The sequence below is a fragment of the Leisingera sp. M658 genome, assembly GCF_025144145.1.
Lineage (GTDB): Bacteria > Pseudomonadota > Alphaproteobacteria > Rhodobacterales > Rhodobacteraceae > Leisingera.
In genome coordinates this window covers 3,830,823-3,853,708 of record NZ_CP083546.1, presented here as the reverse complement: position 1 = coordinate 3,853,708, position 22,886 = coordinate 3,830,823, and the positions used below count along the sequence as shown (strand labels likewise).

16 protein-coding genes are annotated in these 22,886 nt (G+C 63.0%); 6 read left to right on the top strand and 10 right to left on the bottom strand.

Annotation, left to right across the window (positions count from 1 at the left end):
• Nucleotides 1–6: 6 nt before the first annotated feature.
• The 6 genes from hpaH to K3724_RS18820 all read right to left on the bottom strand — a co-directional run bounded on the left by hpaH (nt 7) and on the right by K3724_RS18820 (nt 6,103).
• A complete protein-coding gene (gene hpaH / locus K3724_RS18845) occupies nt 7–807 on the bottom strand; it encodes a 2-oxo-hept-4-ene-1,7-dioate hydratase (protein WP_259988153.1) in 801 nt (266 codons plus the stop codon).
• Nucleotides 804–1,658 (bottom strand): fumarylacetoacetate hydrolase family protein, encoded by an 855-nt coding sequence (locus K3724_RS18840; protein WP_259988151.1) that lies wholly within the window; start codon nt 1,656–1,658, stop codon nt 804–806. The genes hpaH and K3724_RS18840 overlap by 4 nt, the downstream gene beginning before the upstream one ends.
• Nucleotides 1,655–3,067 (bottom strand): pyridoxal-dependent decarboxylase, encoded by a 1,413-nt coding sequence (locus K3724_RS18835; RefSeq protein ID WP_259988149.1) that lies wholly within the window; start codon nt 3,065–3,067, stop codon nt 1,655–1,657. Before K3724_RS18835 ends, K3724_RS18840 begins: the two co-directional genes overlap by 4 nt.
• Nucleotides 3,068–3,127: 60 nt before the next feature.
• The gene (hpaD, locus tag K3724_RS18830; protein ID WP_259988147.1) at nt 3,128–4,108 is read right to left on the bottom strand and encodes a 3,4-dihydroxyphenylacetate 2,3-dioxygenase; all 981 of its coding nucleotides are present in this window, start codon (nt 4,106–4,108) and stop codon (nt 3,128–3,130) included.
• Between the two features lie 91 nt (nt 4,109–4,199).
• Nucleotides 4,200–5,711, bottom strand: coding sequence for a 5-carboxymethyl-2-hydroxymuconate semialdehyde dehydrogenase (gene hpaE, locus K3724_RS18825; protein ID WP_259988145.1), 1,512 nt, complete (start codon nt 5,709–5,711; stop codon nt 4,200–4,202).
• The gene (locus K3724_RS18820) at nt 5,711–6,103 is read right to left on the bottom strand and encodes a 5-carboxymethyl-2-hydroxymuconate Delta-isomerase (RefSeq protein ID WP_259988143.1); all 393 of its coding nucleotides are present in this window, start codon (nt 6,101–6,103) and stop codon (nt 5,711–5,713) included. Before K3724_RS18820 ends, hpaE begins: the two co-directional genes overlap by 1 nt.
• A gap of 114 nt (nt 6,104–6,217) precedes the next feature.
• Here K3724_RS18820 and hpaR point away from each other — a divergent pair, with 114 nt between their 5' ends.
• The 5 genes from hpaR to K3724_RS18795 all read left to right on the top strand — a co-directional run bounded on the left by hpaR (nt 6,218) and on the right by K3724_RS18795 (nt 12,082).
• Complete coding sequence (gene hpaR, locus K3724_RS18815) at nt 6,218–6,658, top strand: homoprotocatechuate degradation operon regulator HpaR (protein WP_129372328.1); 441 nt, start codon at nt 6,218–6,220, stop codon at nt 6,656–6,658.
• Nucleotides 6,659–6,931: 273 nt separating this feature from the next.
• Nucleotides 6,932–8,182, top strand: a complete 1,251-nt coding sequence (locus K3724_RS18810) for a sarcosine oxidase subunit beta family protein (protein WP_259988140.1) — start codon at nt 6,932–6,934, stop codon at nt 8,180–8,182.
• Nucleotides 8,183–8,197: 15 nt separating this feature from the next.
• On the top strand, nt 8,198–8,485 hold the full coding sequence (locus tag K3724_RS18805; RefSeq protein ID WP_129372326.1) for a sarcosine oxidase subunit delta: 288 nt from the start codon (nt 8,198–8,200) through the stop codon (nt 8,483–8,485).
• A gap of 11 nt (nt 8,486–8,496) precedes the next feature.
• Nucleotides 8,497–11,508, top strand: a complete 3,012-nt coding sequence (locus K3724_RS18800; protein WP_259992686.1) for a sarcosine oxidase subunit alpha family protein — start codon at nt 8,497–8,499, stop codon at nt 11,506–11,508.
• On the top strand, nt 11,501–12,082 hold the full coding sequence (locus K3724_RS18795) for a sarcosine oxidase subunit gamma (protein ID WP_259988138.1): 582 nt from the start codon (nt 11,501–11,503) through the stop codon (nt 12,080–12,082). Before K3724_RS18800 ends, K3724_RS18795 begins: the two co-directional genes overlap by 8 nt.
• A 90-nt stretch (nt 12,083–12,172) precedes the next feature.
• On the opposite strand, the gene K3724_RS18790 is transcribed toward K3724_RS18795, so the two are convergent.
• The 4 genes from K3724_RS18790 to K3724_RS18775 all read right to left on the bottom strand — a co-directional run bounded on the left by K3724_RS18790 (nt 12,173) and on the right by K3724_RS18775 (nt 17,818).
• Complete coding sequence (locus K3724_RS18790; RefSeq protein WP_259988136.1) at nt 12,173–13,498, bottom strand: HlyD family secretion protein; 1,326 nt, start codon at nt 13,496–13,498, stop codon at nt 12,173–12,175.
• A gap of 16 nt (nt 13,499–13,514) precedes the next feature.
• Entirely contained in the window at nt 13,515–15,656 is a 2,142-nt protein-coding gene (locus K3724_RS18785) for an ABC transporter transmembrane domain-containing protein (protein WP_259988134.1), read from the bottom strand.
• 22 nt (nt 15,657–15,678) lie between these two features.
• Complete coding sequence (locus K3724_RS18780; protein ID WP_259988132.1) at nt 15,679–17,337, bottom strand: ABC transporter transmembrane domain-containing protein; 1,659 nt, start codon at nt 17,335–17,337, stop codon at nt 15,679–15,681.
• A 163-nt stretch (nt 17,338–17,500) separates the two neighbouring features.
• Nucleotides 17,501–17,818, bottom strand: coding sequence for a hypothetical protein (locus K3724_RS18775; protein WP_259988130.1), 318 nt, complete (start codon nt 17,816–17,818; stop codon nt 17,501–17,503).
• Nucleotides 17,819–18,817: 999 nt separating this feature from the next.
• Between K3724_RS18775 and K3724_RS18770 the strand changes: the two genes are divergently transcribed.
• Nucleotides 18,818–22,831: a PA14 domain-containing protein gene (locus K3724_RS18770; RefSeq protein ID WP_259988128.1), complete on the top strand. Its 4,014-nt coding sequence runs from the start codon at nt 18,818–18,820 to the stop codon at nt 22,829–22,831.
• The last annotated feature ends 55 nt before the right edge of the window (nt 22,832–22,886 follow it).

Sequence of the window (22,886 nt, the reverse complement as noted above, 5' to 3'; positions counted from 1 at the left end):
CTCCTGTCAGGCGAAGTTGATGGATACGGAACCGAAGGGGCCGAAATCTGCGGTGATTTCCGTGCCCGGCGGGCATTCGATGGGGCGGATGAATGAGCCCGAGAGCACGATATCCCCGGCTTCGATCTGTTGTCCATATTCCGCCATCCGGCGCGCCAGCCAGAGGACCGAGGTGACAGGATCATTCAGAACGCCCGCGCCGAGGCCGGTTTCCTCAACGGTGCCATTGCGGGCGATGATGGCGCCGGCCCAGCGAAGATCGTGAGCGTCTGCTGCGTGGCGCTCCGCGCCCAGCACCACTCCGGCATTGGCGGCGTTGTCGCTGATAGTGTCGGTGATGATGCGCGCCTGACCGGTCTCCGGGTCAGCCCGCAGGATGCGGGTGTCGAGGATTTCCAGCGAGGGTGCCACATAGTCCGTTGCGGCCAGAACGTCCTCGCGGGTACAATCGGCGCCTGCGAGGGGAGATTCCATGACAAAGGCGATCTCCGCCTCGATCCGCGGCTGGATGAAGCGGCCGGCTGGCACTGTGGCGCCATTTGCAAAGAGCATATCGTCCAAGAGCACACCGCTGTCCGGCGTGGTGATGTTCAGCGCCTGCTGCATCGCGCGGCTGGTAAGGCCGATTTTCCAACCGATTTTCCTGCGCCCGGACGCCAGTTTCTGCTGTATTAGAGCCTGTTGCACCGCATAGGCATCATCCAGCGTCATGCCGGGATAGGCCAATGAGAGCAGGCCGCATTGCTGGCCGGTTTGCTCGGCTTTGAACAGACGGTTGGCGGCTTTCTGGTGCTGCTCCGGCGTCATGTCTCATCCTCAATAGTGTTGCGCAGAATGCCGATGCCTTCGACCTCAACCTCGACCACATCGCCGGGGAACAGGTATTTCGGCGGATCAAAACGGGCGCCGGCGCCAGTGGGGGTGCCGGTGATGATCACGTCACCCGGCTGCAGGGTGGTGAAGGTGGAGATATAAGCGATCTCCTCGCGGATCGGGAACATCATCCGGCTGAGTGTGTCGTCCTGGCGGACCTCGCCGTTTACGCGGGTGACAATGCGGGCACCGTCCAGCTGGGCGGCGTCGGTGAAAGGCACTAGCCACGGCCCGATGGATCCGGAATTGTCCCAGTTCTTGCCTTGTGTGACGTTGAACTTGGCATGGCGTACCCAGTCGCGGATCGTGCCCTCATTCGCCAGTGTTAGAGCCGCAACGTGATCGTAGGCATCCTCAGGCTTGATCCGGCGGCCTGGTTTGCCGATTACCACGGCAACTTCGCCCTCGTAATCCAGCGTGTGGTTTTCCGGCGGGCGGATCAGGGGGCGATCCGCGCCGGTAAAGGAGCGCGGGAAGCGGGGGAACAGGGACATGTGTTTGGGCTGGGATGAGCCGTCCTTGTACTCCGCGTTGCGGTCCGGGAAGTTGACGCCGACGCAGATGATCTTTTCCGGGTTGGGGATCGGGATTTCAAAAGCGAAGTCCGTGTGGGTGACGGGTTTGCCTGCGGCGGCCTTTGCCAGCGCGGGCAAACCTTCGGCGGCTATGACGTCCCGCAGGGCGGGCCAGCTCGGGAACTGCGGCGACAGGGCGATCATGCCGGCGTCTGTCACCGCGCCATAGAAAACCTCGCCATCGGCGGTGTAGGTGGCAAAGCGCGTCATGGCAGGTTCCTTGCGATTTCGGTGATGACGTCAAAACCCATCATCACGTCTGCTTCGGTGGTCTCAAACTGGCCCGCCTGGAAGCGGATCACCAGCTTACCGTCGAGGCGGGTCTGGGTCAGGTAGATGCGGCCATCGTCGTTGATCGCGTTCACCAGCCGCAGGTTCAGATCGTCGAGGTCCGTCGCTCCTTCGGGCGCATAGCGGAACGACCAAAGCGACCACATCGGCGGGGTGGTGATCTGAAAATCAGGCTCTGACTTGAGCTTTTCGTGCAGTTGGTTGGACCAGTTGATGTGATTGCGCAGCCGCTGGCGCAATCCTTCAAGTCCGTAGGTGCGGATCAGGAACCAGATTTTCAGCGCGCGGAAGCGGCGGCCCAGCGGCACCGACCATTCGGAATAGTTGATGATGCCGTCGTGGCCGTGGGTCTTGAGGTATTCCGGACTGATGGCGAGGGTTTGCACTAGGTCGTCGGGGTTCTTCAGGAAATGCGCGGAGCAGTCGAACTGCACGCCGAGCCATTTGTGCGGGTTGAAGACGATACTGTCGGCGCGTTCAACGCCGGGCCAGTAGTGGCGGTATTCCGGGCAGATCATCGCAGAGCCGGCCCAAGCCGCATCCACATGGGTGTAGAGGCCGTATTTTTCGGCGACGTCAAGCACTTGGTCCACCGGGTCGGTGGCGCCAACGCCGGTGCCGCCCACGCAGAGGATGACGCCCGCGGGCTGGCGGCCTGCGGCGAGGTCGGCCTGAATTGCGGCCTCCAGTGCGTCCGGGTCCACGCCACGCCAGTCGCCTTTGATCGGCACCCGGATCAGGTTCTGCTGGCCGATGCCTGCGACCCAGATGGCGCGGTCGATGGAGGTGTGGACCTCGGACGAGCAGTAGATGCGCAGGGATTTCTGTCCGAACAGGCCTTGGCTGTTGCCCTGCCAGTTCAGCGCCTTTTCCCGCATGGTCAGCACCGCAGCAAGGGTGGCGGAGGAGGCGGAGTCCTGAATGACGCCTTGAAACTGGTCCGGCAGGTCCAGTGCCTGGCGCAGCCAGCCCATCATCCGGGTTTCCATCTCGGTCGCCGCGGGCGAGGTTTGCCACAGCATGCATTGCGGTGCGATGGCGGAGGTGAGGAATTCCGCCAGCACTGAAGGCGCTGCTGCGTTGGAGGTGAAATAGGCAAAGAAGCGCGGGTGCTGCCAATGGGTGATGCCGGGCATCACGATATCTTCAAAATCGCGAAAGATCGCCTCCATCCCTTCGCCATCCTCGGGCGGGGTTTGGGGCAGGGCGTTCAGCACTTGGCCGGGTTCGGTTTGGGCCCGCACCGGACGGTCGCCGACGGTCAGGTGGTAGTCCTGCGTCCAGTCGGCCACCCTGCGGCCCCATTCGGAGAAGTCATCCCATTTCATTTTTCTTACCTTGTTCTTATGGGAGTGTACCCGGCTAGGGGCCGGGCGCGATCCTTTTCATCAGGGGGCAATAATCGGCTGGGCATTCAAGGCGCTTGGCTTGGGGGTGGTGCCTTCAAACACCGAGCCTTCCTCAAACCAGCTGCGCGGTGCCGGGGCGCCCCAGAGGGTCTGGCGCTGCGGGTCGGTGAGCGACCATTTGATCGGCTTCAGATCAGGGTCGACAGTCTGGTAGTCGGAGCAGTAAATTTCAATCCGGTGGCCGTCGGGGTCGCGCACATAGAGGAAGAAGGCGTTGGAGATGCCGTGGCGGCCCGGGCCGCGCTCAATGTTGTCCACATAGCCGGTGGTCGACATTAAATCGAGCAGGTCGATGATGTTCAAAGGGTTCGGCACCCAGAAGGCGGTGTGGTGCAGGCGGGGGCCGAGGCCATTGGTGAAGGCGACGTCATGCACGCCGCCCTTGCGGTGCATCCAGGCGGCCCAGATCTTGCCGCTGTCGTCATCCTCGGTGAACTCAGTCACGCGGAAGCCGATCTCGTTATAGAAGGCGACCGAGGCGTCCACATCCGCTGAGAACATGTTGAAATGGTCGATGCGCAGCGGTTTCACCCCGTTATAGAGCTTGTATTTCTGATGTATCGGGTCCAGCCGGTCCATTTTCACATAGAACTCCAGCGGGATGCCCCAAGGATCGCGGGTACGTAAAGTGCGGCCCATATGGGGGCGGTCCACCCACTCAACCGGCAGATCCTTGGAGGCGAAGAATTCGGCTGCTTTTTCCAGGTCTGGTTCGTCATAGAGCTTGAAGCCCAAAACGCCTACGGAGGCCGTGTCTGCCTTGACCAGCACGATGCAGTGGTGGCCGCGTTCTTCCATCGCACGCAGGTAGATGCGGCTGTCGTCCTCATGCGTTACCTGCAGGCCGAGCGTGTCCACATAGAAGGCGCGGGAGGCGGCGAGGTCGGTCACGGCATATTCCACATGGGACAGCCGCACGATGTTGAAGGGCGGATAGAGGTTCGGGGCGGGGACGGGCATGGTTTGAACCTTTCACTTGCAGTTGCGGGCGGGAGCGAGGGGCCGGCCCCTCGCGCTCCCCGGGGTATTTGAGACCAGAAAGAAGTACGGGTCAGGCGCCGAGGCGCGGGATCTTGTGGTGGCCGAGGGCAAAGCCGATGTGTTTTTGTTCCATGTAGAACTCGAAACTCCAGTCGCCGCCGTCGCGGCCGATGCCGCTGGATTTGACGCCGCCAAAGGGGGTTGGCAGGTGGCGCACGTTTTCCGAGTTCACCCAGATCATCCCCGCCTCCAGCTGATTGGTGAAGCGCAGGGCGCGGGTCAGGTCGTTGGTCCAGACATAGCCGGTGAGCCCGTATTGAGTATCATTGGCCAGTGTCAGAGCCTCATCTTCGTCTTTGAATCGGATCGCGGTGAGGACCGGACCAAAGATCTCCTCCTGCGCGATGGTCATGTCGTTGGTGGCCCCCGTGAACAGGGTGGGGCGGACGAACCAGCCCTTGTCTCCGGCGCGGGTGCCGCCTGCGGCGATAGTGGCGCCGTCCTGTTTGGCGGTCTCGAAATAGGAGGTCACCTTGTCGAAATGCACCTTGTGGATCAGCGGGCCGACTTCGGTGGCGGGATCCAGCGGGTGGCCGACTTTGATGTTGTTGACGCGCTCAATCAGCTTGGATTCAAAATCATCGGCGATGCTGTCCTGCACCAAAAGGCGCGAGGAAGAGGTGCAGCGCTCGCCGTTCAGCGAGTAGATCATGAAGATCGCGGCATCCAGCGCGCGGTCGAGGTCGGCATCGTCAAAGACCACCACCGGGTTCTTGCCGCCCAGTTCGAAATGCACCCGTTTGAGGGTGTCGGCACCCTGTTTCATAATCATCGAGCCGGTTTTGGATTCACCGACAAAGGCAATGGCTTTGATGTCCTTGTGTTCGGTGAGCGCCTTGCCGGCGTCTTCGCCAAAGCCGTTGACCAAGTTCCAGACGCCCGGCGGCAGGCCGGCCTCATGGGCGATTTCGGCCAGGATGCGGGCGGTGAGGGGGGAGAATTCGGCCGGTTTATGGACCACTGTACAGCCGGCCGCCAAGGCCGGGGCGATCTTCCAGGTCGACAGCATGAAGGGCGTGTTCCAGGGGGTGATCACGCCCACCGGGCCGATCGGCACGCGGGTGGTGACATTCATCAGCGTCGGCGATTGCAGCTGCTGGCCGTCGCGGGCGGCGGTGGCCTTGTCGGCGAAAAATCGGAAGTTCTCGGCGCCGCGCAGCGCTGCCTTGGACATGAAGCGCAAGGCTTGGCCGGTGTCCCAGCATTCGCAGAGCGCGATTTCCCCGGCGCGTTCGACAATCAGATCGGCGATGCGGTGCAGGATCTTCTTGCGCTCAAGCGCCGGCATGTCGCGCCAAGCCGGGAAAGCCTCCTTGGCGGCTTTTGCGGCTGCATCAATATCCTCGGCACCGCCTTTGGCGACGGAGCAGATCAGGCTTTCATCCACCGGTGAGGTTGTTTCAAAACTGGCGCCAGAAATTGCGGGGCGGCTTTCACCACCGATCAGGTTCTGAATTCCGGCCTCGCGGTAGCGGGCCAGATGGCCGTTCAGCGTTTCGATGTTGGAGGTCAGATCGCTCATCACTGGTCCGCCTTTTGCATGTGGTCGCGGATGGTGCCGCATTTTGGGGAAAGCTCAGGGTCGATATTGCGCATCTCCAGCGACAGCGCGATGGAATGCTGCTGCATCGCCGGTTCGAGGAAGGTGCGGGCCGCGTCAAACACCGTCTGGGCGGCGCGTTTGCGGGTTTCCAGATCGCGGCCGGCCCGCAGCCGGATGGAGATGTCGATGTATCCATGCTGCGGATCACCATCGGCGATTGAGACATGATTGGCCGCAAAGGCCCGCACCCGGAGGCCCGCCAGAGGGAACACGCCGGTGGCCGCTGCAGCCTGCCGCAGGTGGGTGCACAGGGCGGCGATATCGGTGCGCGCCTCCATGTTGGCCGAGTAGTCCAGCGTGATGTGCGGCATGTCAGCTACCTTTTCTGAATTACTTAACATGTGTATCAAATGCGCTGCCGTGAGTCAAGCATAAGAAACCCAAGCGGCAATTGCGTTTAGCCGGAAGCGGGGTGATAATCGGGCATGACCAGGATGATGCCCTCTACCGACCGTTCGCTGCCGATTGCCCTTCTCAGGGCGCGGGAGCGTGTGATGGGACCGATCCGTGCGCTGCTGAGCGGCGCCGGTCTGACCGAACAGCAATGGCGTGTCCTGCGGGTGGTGCAGGAAAGCGGGCCGATTGATCCGACCCAGATTGCCGAGCTGGCCTGCCTGCTGCTGCCCAGCCTGACGCGGATCTTGCAGAAACTTGAGGAAAAGCAGCTGATTACCCGGGAGCGCGACAAGGAAGACCGCCGCCGCCAGGTGGTGCAGATCGCACCGGAGGGGGAGAAGGTCATCGCAGGCAACATTGAGGCGAGCCTCGCGCTGATGAACCGGACCCGTCAGAAGATGGGTGAGGACCGCTATGAGGCGCTGTTGGACCTGCTGAACGAACTGGATGAGATCGACCTGTCTGAGTGAGTCGCTTCTGACGCATTTGGCGCGGATACCGGGATGGGTGACGCAAACCGCGCGTATTCTGGAATCGTGACGCTGATCTGCTGAATTTCAAATATATTATTTAGTTTCAGATAGTTAAATAAATGCTGGTACATTTCTCATTGCGGAGGGAATGCTGCAGCCGCATTGGCGATATTCTGTTTCTGACGCATATGGCGCCGCTGATGTCCGAAATCACACTGTGAATTGCCGCATTTCTCAACAAATCTGTCGGGGACAGTTGATGAGGACATCATGCGGTACTCCGGCCTGAAAGTAATCAAGGAGGCCCTGACGGGCCACAAGGGATGGCGCCCGACCTGGCGCGATCCGGAACCCAAAAAAAGCTACGATGTGGTGATCATCGGCGGCGGCGGCCACGGGCTGGCGACGGCCTATTACCTCGCCAAGAACCATGGGCTAACCAATGTTGCGGTGATTGAGAAGGGCTGGATCGGCGGCGGCAATGTGGGCCGTAACACCACCATCATCCGCTCCAACTACCTGCTGGACGGCAATGAGCCGTTTTATGAGCTGTCGCTGAAGCTGTGGGAAGGGCTAGAGCAGGACTTCAACTACAACGCCATGGTCAGCCAGCGCGGCATTCTGAACCTTGTGCACTCGGACGCACAGCGCGATGCGGCGCGGCGCCGGGGCAATGCGATGATCCTGAACGGATCAGACGCGGAGCTGCTGGATGTAGACGGTGTGCGGGCGATGTACCCGTTCCTGAACTTCAACAACGCACGTTTCCCGATCAAGGGCGGCCTGTTGCACCGCCGCGGCGGCACTGTGCGCCACGATGCGGTGGCCTGGGGCTATGCCCGCGGGGCGGATCTGCGCGGGGTGGACATCATCCAGAACTGCGAAGTCACCGGCTTCAAGATCGAGAACGGTAAGTGCCTGGGTGTGGAAACCTCCAAGGGCTTCATCGGCGCCAACAAGGTGGCAAGCTGCGTCGCCGGGTCGTCGAGCCGGGTGATGGAGAAGGCGGGCATGCGCCTGCCGATCGAAAGCCACGTGCTGCAGGCCTTTGTCTCTGAAGGGCTGAAGCCGGTGCTGGACGGGGTCATCACCTTTGGCGCGGGTCATTTTTACTGCAGCCAGTCCGACAAGGGCGGATTGGTCTTTGGTGGCGATCTGGACATGTACAATTCCTATGCGCAGCGCGGTAACCTGCCGGTTGTCGAGGACGTGATGGAAGGCGGCATGGCGCTGATCCCCAGCTTAGGCCGGGTGCGGATGCTGCGCAGCTGGGGCGGCATCATGGATATGTCGATGGACGGCTCTCCTTACATCGACAAGACCCATGTGGACGGGCTCTATTTCAACGGCGGCTGGTGCTACGGCGGGTTCAAGGCGACCCCGGCCTCGGGCTGGTGTTACGCGCATCTGCTGGCAACGGACACGCCGCACAAGGTGGCCGCGGAATACCGGCTCGACCGGTTCCGCCGCGGCTGCATGATTGATGAAAAGGGCCAGGGCGCCCAGCCGAACCTGCACTGAGGAAAGGACCAGACGATGATTATTACCCATCCGATCCTCGGGCCGCGCGACTCGCAGGAATTCACCTATCTGGGCGACGCCAGCCTGATCGACCGGCCTGACTGGCAGGCCGAAGACGCGGCGGACCAGTTTCACGATTACCTGTATCTGCGCGACAATCCGGCGGGCGAGCACCGCGAGCTGTGGTTCCACGAGCAGGGCGACCGCTCCTGGCTGGTGGTGACCCGCAACACCGTGACCCATGAAATCCTGAACGTTGAGCTGGCCCGCGATGTGGCCCGGGCAAGGGGGCGCAGCAAATGACTGATGCAGTAATGAACGCAGGCCGCGTGGCCTTTCAGGCCGACGGCAGCACCGGTGCCCGCAAGGGTAGCCAAGTGAACCGTCTGGACGGCGGGCTGATCAAGGGCAGCAAGACGCTGACCTTCTCTTTTGACGGTAAACGCTACAAAGGGTTTGAGGGCGACACGCTGGCCTCGGCCCTGCTGGCAAACGGCGTGCGGCTGATGGGCCGCTCGTTCAAATACCATCGTCCGCGGGGCGTGCTGACAGCGGGATCCGAAGAGCCCAACGCGCTGGTTGAGCTGCGCAGCGGCGGGCGGCAGGAGCCGAACACCCGCGCCACCACAGCTGAGCTGTACGAGGGGCTGGAAGCAAACTCGCAGAACCGCTGGCCGTCCTTGCAGCATGACTTCATGGCGATCAACGACAGGTTTTCGAACTTCCTGACGGCTGGGTTTTACTACAAAACCTTCATGTGGCCGGCTGCGTTCTGGGAGAAGCTGTACGAACCCATCATCCGCAAGGCCGCGGGTCTGGGAAGCATTAGCTTTGAGGACGATCCGGACGCTCATGACAAGGGTTTCCTGCATTGCGACCTGCTGGTGATCGGCTCCGGCCCTACCGGCCTGATGGCGGCGTTGACCGCTGGCCGGGCCGGGGCGCAGGTGATCATTGCCGACGAGGATTTCCTGCTGGGCGGGCGGCTGAATGCCGAAAGCTTTGGCATTGGTGATCTGACCGGCGCTGCCTGGGTGGCGCAGGTGCAGGCTGAACTGGCCGCGATGGACAATGTGCGGGTGATGCCGCGTACCACCATCATCGGTGCCTTCGATCACGGTATCTATGGCGCGGTTGAGCGGGTTTCGGACCACGTGCTGGCGCCGGAAGCGGGCAAGCCGCGGCAGATCCTGTGGCGGATCTACTCCAAGCGGGCGATGCTGGCGGCGGGTGCCACCGAACGCCCCATCGCGTTTGAAAACAACGACCGTCCGGGCGTGATGCTGGCGGGGGCCGTGCGTGCTTATGCCAACCGCTGGGCGGTGACGCCGGATCAAAGTGTTGCGGTCTTCACCAACAATGACGACGGCCACCGCACTGCCGCGGACCTGATCGCCAAAGGCGTGAATGTGGCCGCGGTGATCGACACCCGCGCCGATGCGCCCAAGGTTGACGGCGCCGAGCTGTTTGCCGGTGCGCAGGTGGTCGATACCAAAGGCCGGCTGGGCCTGGAAATGGTGCAGCTGCGTTTGGCCAATGGAACCACCCGCGACGTGCCTTGCGGCGCGCTGGCGGTCTCCGGCGGCTGGAACCCGAACGTGCATCTGACCTGCCACCAGCGCGGCCGCCCGGCCTGGCGTGAAGACATTGCCGCCTTTGTCCCCGCGGGGACACTGCCGCAAAACATGTCTGTGGCCGGTGCTGCAAACGGCGATTTCTCCACCGCTGCCGCGCTGCGCGCCGGTGCCGAGGGCGCCGTGGTTGCGCTGTCGGAACTGGGGATCGAGGCCAAACCGGCAGATCTGCCCGAGGCCGAGGATGCGCCCATCAACGTGACCCCCTTCTGGTATGTCAAGGAAGGCAAGGGCCGCGCCTGGCTGGACCAGCAGAACGACGTTACCGTCAAAGACGTGAAGCTGGCGCATCAGGAAAACTTCCGCTCGGTCGAGCATCTGAAGCGCTACACCACCCTTGGTATGGCGACCGATCAGGGCAAGACCTCCAACATGGGCGGCCTGGCGATCATGGCGGAGCTTGCGGGCAAGCAGATCCCCGAGGTCGGCACCACCATGTTCCGCCCGCCCTATACGCCGGTGTCCTTTGGCGTGATGGCAGGCCGCTCGGTCGGCGAGGAATTCCGCCCCACCCGCAAGACCCCCAGCCACAAATGGGCGGAGGAGCAGGGCGCGGAATTTGTCGAGGTCGGCCAGTGGCTGCGCGCCCAGTGGTTCCCCAAGGCGGGTGAAACCCATTGGCGCCAGTCGGTGGACCGCGAGGTGCTGCAGACCCGCAACTCGGTCGGCATCTGCGATGTGACCACGCTGGGCAAGATCGATGTCCAGGGCAAGGATGCGGCGGCGTTCCTGAACAAGATGTATGCCAATGCGTTCGCCAAGCTGCCGGTGGGCAAGGTCCGCTACGGGCTGATGCTGCGCGAGGACGGCATTGCCTGCGATGACGGCACCGCCGCGCGCTTTGCCGAGGATCATTTCGTGGTCACCACCACCACCGCTAACGCAGTTCTGGTCTACCGCAACATGGAATTTGCGCGCCAGTGCCTGTTCCCGGACATGGATGTGCAGCTGATCTCGACCACCGAGGCCTGGGCGCAGTTCGCGGTGGCCGGTCCGAATGCCCGCAAGCTGCTGCAAAAGGTCGTGGACCCCGAATTTGACCTCTCGAACGAGGCGTTTCCCTTTATGGGCTGCGGGGAAGTCACCGTGGCGGGCGGCTGCCGGGCGCGGCTGTTCCGGATCTCGTTTTCGGGCGAGCTGGCCTATGAGATCGCGGTTCCGACCCGGTACGGCGATGCGATGATCCGCAAGCTGATGGAAGCGGGCGAGGAGTTCGGCGCGGTTCCTTATGGCACCGAGGCGCTGGGCGTGATGCGGATCGAGAAGGGTCATGCTGCCGGTAACGAGCTGAACGGGACGACTTCGGCGCTGAACCTTGGCATGGGACGGATGGTCAGCAAGAAGAAGGACTGTATCGGCAATACCTTGAGCGAGCGCGAAGGCATGAACCGGGAAGATGCGCTGAAGCTGGTCGGTTTCAAGCCGGTGAATGCCGCCGATCCGGTGCCGGCCGGGTCGCATTTGATGAACGCTGATGGCGAAGTTAGTGCTGCCACCGATCAGGGTTATATCACCTCTGCCGCTTATTCGCCGGTGCTGGGATGTTCGATCGGGATCGGTTTCCTGAAGCGCGGCGACGCGCGCAAAGGCGAGGTGATCCGCGCGGTCAACCCGCTGGAGGGCCGCGAAACCCGGGTCGAAGTTGTCAGCGCGCATTTTGTGGATCCGGAAGGGGAGCGTCTTCGTGGGTAAGTTCGATAATCATGGCCTGAAAGCCATCTCTCCGCTGGGCGGGTATGAGCCGCGGGCGGATAACTTCACCGGCCTGTTGATCCACGAGGTCACGGACCGGGCGCTGGCCTCCCTGGCGGCGCGCCAGGGGCAGGAGGAGGCGGTGAAATCTGCGGCTGCGGCATATTTGGGTGCTGCGTTGCCAGATCCGGCCGGCTGGGCTGAAACCGGTGTGTTCTCTGCCTGGTGGATGGGGCCGGATCTGTGGATGGTCTCAGCCCCGCATGACAGCCACGAGCTGCTGGCGGGTGAGCTGAAACTGGCCGTCGGCGAGGCCGGTACCGTGGTGGAGCAGACCGACGGCTGGTGCCGCTTCGACCTGGAAGGCGCGCGCTGTTCTGATGTGCTGGAGCGGCTGTGCAATGCTGATATCCGCGGCGCAAAAGCGGGGAGTGCGGTGCGCACCTCGATGGAGCATCTCGGCGTCTTCCTGCTGTGCCATGTTCCGGGGCAGCAATATTCGATCATCGGCCCGCGCTCCTCTGCAGCCTCGCTGCATCATGCGCTGATGGCAGCCGCAAGATCGGTGATCTGAACGAGGCAAGTCAGAACAAGGCAGCCGTCCGCAACGGGCGGCTGCCTTTGTGCTGTTTGGCGCACCGGCCGGGGCAACGGCGGCCGCCGCTCAGCGTTCGTGAAAGGCGCGGCTGATCGGGTCGGCGATTGGGGACAGGATGTAGTCCAGAACCGTGCGCTCGCCGGTCCGGATGGCGGCGTTCACTTCCATGCCGGCGGACAGGCGGCTGCTTAGATTCTCTGCATCGGCGGTTTCATCAATAAGCGCGATCCGGACGTCAAAATACGCCTCATTACGCTCGTTCAGGCGGGAGTTCGGCGATATTTCAAAGACTTCACCCGCCTGCACGCCGTATTGCCTGGCATCAAACGTGGTGGATTTCAGCTCCACCGGATCGCCAATTGCAACGTGGCCAATGTCCTGAGGCTGGATCTCAACCTCGGCAATCAGCCTGTCCTGGGTCGGCAGGATCTCGGCGATGGGTTCCCCGGGGGCCACAACTTCGCCGGGTCCGCTGAAATGCAGCTTTTGCACAATCCCGGGCACCGAGGACAGGATGGTCAGCCGCTGCTGCCGGGCGGCATTGTCAGCCGAGGCCTGTAAAACCAAGGCAAGCTCTTCTTCTTCTGTTTCCAGTTCAGACATCAGCGTGTCCTTGATACCTGCCACGAATTCCTGTTCCTGGCGGCGGGCTTCGTGCAGGTTGCGTTCACCATCCGCCAGTGCCGCAAAGGCCCGCAGCCGGTCGCCTTCGATCTCAAGCTGCTGCGCGCTCAGCCGGCTCATCGCGGTGGTGCTGAGCAGCCCCTTGCCATGCAGCGCAAGGGCGGCGGATTGCTCGATCGCAAAGGTTTCTTCGCGGCGGCGGGCGTTTCCCAGGATCTGCTGGCGGATTTCGAGCGCCCGCTCCAGCTCTGAAATCCTGGCCCGGTGGCGGGCACGGCTGGCCTCAAACGCATCCAGCTGGGCCAGCAGCCTGTGGCCCGGTTCCAGCTGGCCGCGGGCGGCACTGCCGGAAAGTGTGCCGCTGATCACCGAAATAACAGACTGCAAACGGGCGGTGTCGCGTGACAGGGCAGCTTCACGGACATTGAGCCGGCCCTGTTCTTCTGTCAGCAGGTTGGCGGACAGCCGGGCCACGGGGGTGCCCGCCTCGACAAAACGTCCCTCCCGCACCAGGATTTCGTCCAGGACGCCGCCGTCGGGATGCTCGACCGGGCGCGGGTTTGACGACGGCACCAGCCGGCCTTTGGCATAGGTCAGTTCCGGCAGTTCCGCGTACCAGCCCCAGGCCGTTGCAGCCGCCAGCGCCGCAAACAGAATGCGCGCCACCCGGCGGGATGTTCCGGTGACCGGTTTGTGGATCACATTCAGCCCTCGTTTCTTGGCCTCGTCCAGGCTGGGGGTCCAAAGGGCTGTTGTTTCCTGCTCCATCACTCTCTCCTTGCCTCTATCCGCCGGTCAGGGAGCCGTTCAAAAACGCGCTGGCCTTGTCGCGCCCTTTGCGGCCCTTGCCGTTCAGCACCGTTCGCCCGCGGTGCAGCACTGTGAAACTGTCCCCCAGAGCAAGATCCCCGGGCCGGTTTGAAATCAGCAGCGTGGTGCTGCTTGCCCGCCGCCGGGCAATGGCGGCGCGGATCCGTTTGGCATGTTCGGGGTCCAGCCCTTCGCAGGGCTGATCGAAGATACGGATCGGTCCGGCTTGCAGCAGGGCACGGGCAAGCGACATGCCTTGAAGCAGTTCTTGCGGCAGGCGGCCGCTGGCTTCGACTGTCAGGCGGGTGTTCATGCCGTCCGGCAGGGCTTCGATTTCGCTGCGGACCCCTGCTTCATCCAGGACGTCGAGAACCTCCCGCTGCGACGCGCCCGGCAGGGCAAGTTCAAAATTCTGCCAGATCGTGCCATAGACGAAGGCTGGTTCTTGAGGCGCAAAGGCGATTGCGCCGCGAAGGTCGTCCACCGGAATCTGCCGCTGGTCGGTGCCGTTGAACAGAACCCGTCCGGCCGCAAGCTGGTGCAATCCTGGCAAGATTTCCGCCAGCAGGGTCTTGCCTGACATATTGGCGCCGGACAGAACGGTTATGGTGCCGCTGTGCAAGCTCAGGCTTGCGCCGGCCAGGGCCAGGTCGCCGCTGCCGCCGAACCGCAGAGCAGCCTGTTCCACCACCACCGGTGCTGCCACCGGCGGTGCGGTGCGGGGGGCCACTTCGCGGCGCATTTCCTCTGGCTGGGCCAGAACCTTGTCGATGTCCCGCAAGCTTTGCCGGACGGCCAGCGCCTGGCCCGTCGCCCGGGCCAGAGACTGGACCGGGGACAGGAACCGCCAAATCATCACCAGAATTGCGACGAAGCCGCCAATGGTCAGCTCTCCCTGGATCGCCATTCTGGTTGCCAGCAGCCCGCCGGCCACCCCGGCCAGCAGGATGAGAAACTGGGAGGCATGGGCTGAAAGCTCGATCAGGAACTGCTGCCGCATGGACGCGTTCAGCGCATTGGCAAGGGAGGCGTGGAAGCGTTGCCTCCAGGGTTTGGCGCTATGCAGACGCCGCAAATGCCAGCGCTGGCTGACGACGGTTTCGCACAGCTTCCGCCAATCGCGTGCGGCATCGTTTGCAATCACTTCCTGACGGCGCAAATGCGGTGCAAAAGCAGCAAGGAACGCCACTTGTGCAAGCGCCGCAGCCAGGGCCGCGAAACCGACAGGCGGCGCAATATAGAACAGGAGCGCGCCGAAAATCACCACAAATGGAGCGTCGAGGGCGACCTGCATCAGCGGACCCACCAGTGCATCCCTGACGGTCTCGAACTGCTTGAGCCGGGCCCGCTGCTGTTGCGAGGCCGATTGCTGCTGCAAGGCGCTTGGGAAGACCATCAGTTTTTCCAGCAATGCAAGGCTCAGCCGGTGTTCCAGCTGTGCTGCCAGGCTGACCAGGGCGCGGCTGCGGATCCGGCGGATGGCAAGCTCTGTAGCGAGGGCCAGAAAAAGCCCGGCGGCCAGCACAGTGATTACCCCCGGTGCGCCCGCCGGAATTGCGCGGTTGTAGACCAGAACGACAAAAATCGGGGTCAGCAGTCCGGCCAGGTTGATGGCAGAAGAGGCAAACAGCAGCGACCAGACATGGTCTTGCAGCCCCTTGAGGAGCGCCGCAGTGCTTTGCGCTGCCGGCCGGCGGCTGGCATCCGACGCCGGAAGCAAAGACAGCCGGGTTTCATCCGGGCCTGCCATTGCCCGCCCTGACGCAGGGCTGGCCAGGCGAAAGCTGCCTTCCCGGCGGATGTAAAGGCTGATCCCCGATTCTGCCGGACCTTGCGCGGCACGGCCATCCTGGCGCAGGTACGGCACCCGCAAGGCAATCAGCGCGTCGCATAAATCCCAGCCGTCAAAACTGCTGCGCCCGTGCGGCAGTGCCGCGCGCACCTGTGCCTCCATCGCGTCCCAGCCGCCAAACCGCAGCAAGGCCGCTAGCAGTTCTGCGGCACGCGCCGGTTCTGCCTGCAGCTGCCTGCTTGCCGCCCACTTAAGAACACTGCTGTGCGGCCCCTGCACCCGGGTGCCGTCCAGCTGCCCAAAGCCGGTGTTGATACTGTTCATATCAGATCTCCGCCTTGCCGGGTCATCGCGTGCCGCTGGATGCAGCGGTTTCAGAGCTGAGCCGGATGGTCGTATTGGCAGCATCCAGAATTGCCGGGGCGGCCCGGGTCAACACACAGGTTGTCTTGCCTTGCAAGGACAGCAGCAGCGCTTCGAGTGCCCGCACCCCGTCCGAGTCCAAGTCGGCAAAGGGATCTTCAAGCAACAGAATTGCGGGTTGCTGCGCAAATGTTCTTGCCAGGGCCAGGCGCCTGAAAAACCCCGGGCTGCCGGCGCCTTGGCCATTGCGCGCAACTTGGCTGTGCACCCCGTTGGGAAGCTGGGCGAGCTGGCTGCTGACACCAAGTTTCAAGGCTGCGGCCTGCAGGGCTTTGGTGTGCCGCTGGGGGTCGAAGAGGGTGAGGTTCTCCAGAATTTCGCCATCTGTCAGCGCAGGCTGCCGCGGCTCGAACACCAGGCCTGGCGGGGAGTTGGCGGCATCCGGGTCAAGATATCCGGGCCCGTCCAGATAAACCGTTCCGCTGCTGGCCGGGACTTCGCCGGCAAGGATCCGCAGGAACGCCCCCGAGCAGCACTGGACACCGCCTTCAATGGCAATCAGCTGCCCGGGTGCCGCCGAAAAACTGATATTGCGGAACCAGCTGCCGTTTTTCCCGGGCCGGTCCAGAGATAAACCTTTCACGGTGATCGCCCCGGTCACCGGGACACGCACCGGCGCTGCGGCGGCTTTCTTCACTGCAGCCACCTTGGCCAGCCCGGAGGTTCGTGCCCTGTCGTCATCCTTGACGGCACTTAGAAATGTCAGCTGGATGACCGGCTGCACGGCACGTCCGGTCAGCAGCATGCTGGCAGCCAGTTCTGCAACTGACAGGCTGCCTTGTATGGCAAGCAGCCCTCCCAGGGCGCAGGTCAGGACTGTAGCGATCTGGGAGCCGGCACTGGCTGCAGCCTGTCCGGCGTTGCTCACCCGGATGATTTTTTCCCCGGACGCAGAGGCACTGGCATGAAGCAGCTCATACCGGCGCAGCATCTGATGCTCCAGGCCAAGCAGCTTGATCAGCTGTGCCCGCTGCAGGATCTCCTGCAGGAATGACAGCCTGCGTTTGTCGTATTCCCGCTGCAGCTGCGAAGCTGTCCGGTAGGGCGGCCGCAGCAGGGCAACCGTCAGCAGCAGCCCGGCTATCACGGTGAGCGGAGCCGCCACCAGCCAGCCGCCCATTGCGGCAATAACCAGCAGGAAAAGTACGGAAAACACCAGATCTACCGACATTTTGACGATCTGCTCTTTCACAGCGTGGCGCAGGCCCAGCACCCCCATCAGACGTTCAACAGCGGCTTCCTGCCCCATCTGCTCCAACGCGCCGGGAGCGCCTTCAAACAGGGCATCGGACAAGGTTTCGCCTGCCCGTTCCCCTTCATGCCGTGCGGTTTCCAGCACGTAATGGGCGCGCGCAGCCTTCAGCACAAAGTCGATCAGCAAGACGGCAATCAGGGCCAGAAAAATCCCGAACAGAGTGTCATAAGATTGATTGGGAATGACCCGGCCGAAAACCAGAAGCATCGCAACAGGTAAGGCGAGCGTCAGAAGATTGATGATGATCGCTGAAAGAATCGAATCGGGATCGAGTTTCAAAACACCCGGCCGCAAGGCGGCAGTGCTGGACTGGCCTGTCCCCGACATAATTACCCCTTAAACACAAACACTACTATAGATTGAATATTGCGGATCTTCTCTTTATCCCGCGTAAACGGCTGAGCAAGGGCGGCTACAATTTAGGTGCAAATTTAAAGATGGATCATTCGCCTTATGGTGGAGCTGAGTGGTATTAACATACTGGAAAGCGTCAGGGTGCCGGACGTTGCAGGCCGCTGCCCGGGATATTTGTTGAGTGAAATGGTAATGTTCTGCCGGGGAGTTTTAGATGGCTGCGGATAATCCGTTTGGCACAGGAGGTGCCGGAAATTTCAGTGCTGAGCCGATTGGGGTCCGGGTTCAGGAAACAGAGCGTGAATTGCGTACGAAAGCGGCAAATACGGCGCCAAAGTTCGGTGAAGGGGATGGCACCGATAATGGAGAGCGTCAGTCTCTTTTGCATCGCGGTACTATGGACTACCCTGGAATGGACAAAGCCCAGGGCGATGACTGGGATGTTCTGCCGCAAAAAACCGGCAGTCAGCCAGGCCGTGCTGCGCAAAAGCCAGCTGAAGCCGACGGTTTAGAAGATCCTTCCTTAGCTTTGCCGGATCAAGGACGGCTGCCCGCCGCGCCTTCTGCCATTCGTGGAGGGGATACGACGGCAACGCCGGAGTTACAGCAAGCCGCATTGCCAGCATCAATTGCCGAACCGCCCGCCAAAGCTGGCGCCTTTCAAAGCAGTGATGCCGGGCCACAGGCCTTGTTTTCTCCTGTGCCTCCTGCCGGAGGTCGAACCGGTAAGCCTGGCACACCGCAGGATCCGGACCCAGTTGACCCGTCACCAACGGATCCTGACCCAGTTGACCCGACGCCTACGGATCCGGACCCAGTGGACCCGACACCAACGGATCCTGACCCAGTGGACCCGACGCCTACGGATCCTGACCCTGTGGACCCAACACCAACGGATCCTGACCCAGTTGACCCGACACCAACGGATCCTGACCCTGTGGACCCGACACCAACGGATCCGGACCCAGTGGATCCGACGCCAACGGATCCTGACCCAATTGACCCGACGCCAACGGATCCTGACCCAGTGAACCCGACGCCTACGGATCCGGACCCTGTGGACCCGACGCCAACGGATCCTGACCCAGTTGACCCGACACCAGCGGATCCTGACCCAGTTGACCCGACACCAACGGATCCTGACCCAGTGGACCCGACGCCTACGGATCCTGACCCAGTGGACCCGACACCAACGGATCCTGACCCAGTGGACCCGACGCCTACGGATCCTGACCCTGTGGACCCGACACCAACGGATCCTGACCCAGTGGACCCGACGCCTACGGATCCTGACCCTGTGGACCCGACACCAACGGATCCGGACCCAGTGGACCCGACGCCCACGGATCCTGACCCAGTTGACCCGACACCAGCGGATCCTGACCCAGTTGACCCGACACCAACGGATCCGGATCCCAGCGATCCTTCTGTCAACACGGCCCCGGGCGCGCCAGTGCTGGACAATACTACGGTTGCGGAAAACGCGGCGGGGGCGGCGGTCGGCGCGGTCTCGGCCAGCGATCCGGAGGGCGATGCGCTGACCTATACGGTGGATGATGCGCGGTTTGAGGTCACCGGCGGGGTGCTGAAGCTGAAGGACGGCATCAGCCTGGATCATGAGGCGGAGCCTTCGGTCACGGTGACGGTCACGGCGACGGACCCCGGCGGGCTGAGCAGCAGCGAGACCTTCAGCCTGACGGTCGGGGATGTGAACGAGGCCCCGGGCGCGCCAGTGCTGGACAATACTACGGTTGCGGAAAACGCGGCGGGGGCGGCGGTCGGCGCGGTTTCGGCCAGCGATCCGGAGGGCGATGCGCTGACCTATACGGTGGATGATGCGCGGTTTGAGGTCACCGGCGGGGTGCTGAAGCTGAAGGACGGCATCAGCCTGGATCATGAGGCGGAGCCTTCGGTCACGGTGACGGTCACGGCGACGGACCCCGGCGGGCTGAGCAGCAGCGAGACCTTCAGCCTGACGGTCGGGGATGTGAACGAGGCCCCGGGCGCGCCAGTGCTGGACAATACTACGGTTGCGGAAAACGCGGCGGGGGCGGCGGTCGGCGCGGTCTCGGCCAGCGATCCGGAGGGCGATGCGCTGACCTATACGGTGGATGATGCGCGGTTTGAGGTCACCGGCGGGGTGCTGAAGCTGAAGGACGGCATCAGCCTGGATCATGAGGCGGAGCCTTCGGTCACGGTGACGGTCACGGCGACGGACCCCGGCGGGCTGAGCAGCAGCGAGACCTTCAGCCTGACGGTCGGGGATGTGAACGAGGCCCCGGGCGCGCCAGTGCTGGACAATACTACGGTTGCGGAAAACGCGGCGGGGGCGGCGGTCGGCGCGGTCTCGGCCAGCGATCCGGAGGGCGATGCGCTGACCTATACGGTGGATGATGCGCGGTTTGAGGTCACCGGCGGGGTGCTGAAGCTGAAGGACGGCATCAGCCTGGACCATGAGGCGGAGCCCACGGTCACGGTGACGGTCACGGCGACGGACCCCGGCGGGCTGAGCAGCAGCGAGACCTTCAGCCTGACGGTCGGGGATGTGAACGAGGCCCCGGGCGCGCCAGTGCTGGACAATACTACGGTTGCGGAAAACGCGGCGGGGGCGGCGGTCGGCGCGGTCTCGGCCAGCGATCCGGAGGGCGATGCGCTGACCTATACGGTGGATGATGCGCGGTTTGAGGTCACCGGCGGGGTGCTGAAGCTGAAGGACGGCATCAGCCTGGATCATGAGGCGGAGCCTTCGGTCACGGTGACGGTCACGGCGACGGACCCCGGCGGGCTGAGCAGCAGCGAGACCTTCAGCCTGACGGTCGGGGATGTGAACGAGGCCCCGGGCGCGCCAGTGCTGGACAATACTACGGTTGCGGAAAACGCGGCGGGGGCGGCGGTCGGCGCGGTCTCGGCCAGCGATCCGGAGGGCGATGCGCTGACCTATACGGTGGATGATGCGCGGTTTGAGGTCACCGGCGGGGTGCTGAAGCTGAAGGACGGCATCAGCCTGGATCATGAGGCGGAGCCTTCGGTCACGGTGACGGTCACGGCGACGGACCCCGGCGGGCTGAGCAGCAGCGAGACCTTCAGCCTGACGGTCGGGGATGTGAACGAGGCCCCGGGCGCGCCAGTGCTGGACAATACTACGGTTGCGGAAAACGCGGCGGGGGCGGCGGTCGGCGCGGTCTCGGCCAGCGATCCGGAGGGCGATGCGCTGACCTATACGGTGGATGATGCGCGGTTTGAGGTCACCGGCGGGGTGCTGAAGCTGAAGGACGGCATCAGCCTGGATCATGAGGCGGAGCCTTCGGTCACGGTGACGGTCACGGCGACGGACCCCGGCGGGCTGAGCAGCAGCGAGACCTTCAGCCTGACGGTCGGGGATGTGAACGAGGCCCCGGGCGCGCCAGTGCTGGACAATACTACGGTTGCGGAAAACGCGGCGGGGGCGGCGGTCGGCGCGGTCTCGGCCAGCGATCCGGAGGGCGATGCGCTGACCTATACGGTGGATGATGCGCGGTTTGAGGTCACCGGCGGGGTGCTGAAGCTGAAGGACGGCATCAGCCTGGATCATGAGGCGGAGCCTTCGGTCACGGTGACGGTCACGGCGACGGACCCCGGCGGGCTGAGCAGCAGCGAGACCTTCAGCCTGACGGTCGGGGATGTGAACGAGGCCCCGGGCGCGCCAGTGCTGGACAATACTACGGTTGCGGAAAACGCGGCGGGGGCGGCGGTCGGCGCGGTCTCGGCCAGCGATCCGGAGGGCGATGCGCTGACCTATACGGTGGATGATGCGCGGTTTGAGGTCACCGGCGGGGTGCTGAAGCTGAAGGACGGCATCAGCCTGGATCATGAGGCGGAGCCTTCGGTCACGGTGACGGTCACGGCGACGGACCCCGGCGGGCTGAGCAGCAGCGAGACCTTCAGCCTGACGGTCGGGGATGTGAACGAGGCCCCGGGCGCGCCAGTGCTGGACAATACTACGGTTGCGGAAAACGCGGCGGGGGCGGCGGTCGGCGCGGTCTCGGCCAGCGATCCGGAGGGCGATGCGCTGACCTATACGGTGGATGATGCGCGGTTTGAGGTCACCGGCGGGGTGCTGAAGCTGAAGGACGGCATCAGCCTGGATCATGAGGCGGAGCCTTCGGTCACGGTGACGGTCACGGCGACGGACCCCGGCGGGCTGAGCAGCAGCGAGACCTTCAGCCTGACGGTCGGGGATGTGAACGAGGCCCCGGGCGCGCCAGTGCTGGACAATACTACGGTTGCGGAAAACGCGGCGGGGGCGGCGGTCGGCGCGGTCTCGGCCAGCGATCCGGAGGGCGATGCGCTGACCTATACGGTGGATGATGCGCGGTTTGAGGTCACCGGCGGGGTGCTGAAGCTGAAGGACGGCATCAGCCTGGACCATGAGGCGGAGCCCACGGTCCCGGTGACGGTGACGGCGACGGATCCCGGCGGGCTGAGCAGCAGCGAGACCTTCAGCCTGACGGTCGGGGATGTTGCTGTCCCGCCGGCTGCTGTGACAGTGAGCACCAGTTTCCATGTGGAACAGATCGCAGTTGCGGATGGGGTGCTAGGTATCCTGGGTGTCGATTTTGGCAGTGATCCGCTAGGGGATTTCTATACAGAGACCATTGATTTCCCGAGCACCCCGTTTTCGTTTTTTGATGCAGCATCAGCCGATGTGTTTGCAACCCGGGTCACCGGTCGTATCCAAGTTGATGATCCGGGCAACTATGAGTTTCGGCTGACCAGCGGTGATACCGTTGTTATGTGGATCGATGGGGATCCTGTGGTTATCAATGCGGTTGAGGGGCTTGCCACCGTGCAGATCGGGGCCTGCAACATGGGCGCAGGTGAGCATGAAATCGTCATTCATCACCTCGACCTGAATGGCGACGCAGAGATGACACTGGAGTGGCGCGGGCCTGGAGAGACAGATTTCAGCCTGGTGACGCCCAGCCCGGCCGGTACCATCGAAGATGATGATGATGCTGGGTTCATCGTGGACATCGACACCGGAACGTCCGCATTGCTTTCGGTCAAATTGACCGATGTTCCGGACAATTGGGTGATCAGTTCGGATGGGAATGCGGGCATCCCTGCCGGAGGGGAGCTGGACGTCACGGGCTGGGATTTGTCACAATTGACAATCGCGCCGGCCTCCGGTGACTTGGGGGCCGCTACGATCAATGTCGAAACTACGCTGCAAGCACCGGATGGAGAGGTCGAGACGTCTTCCAGCAGTTTTGATGTAAATGTGGTTCCCGAAAATGGGATCGTGCTGGATCTTGATCTGGGATTGGGTGGTCTTCCTTTGCCATTGGGGCTGGGTGTCGAACTGGCAGCCCAACCGGTTTTACCCGGAGAGGTTCTTGCTGAACCCGCATTGGACGAGCCCTTGGAAATGGCCGCTCAGCCGCACGCGGTACAACTGGATCCAGGTGGTGTGCAGGGGTTATTCTGAGGGATGCCAATGTAACTAGCATTGAATGTGCGACAAGCTTCTGTGTTGCTCGAAT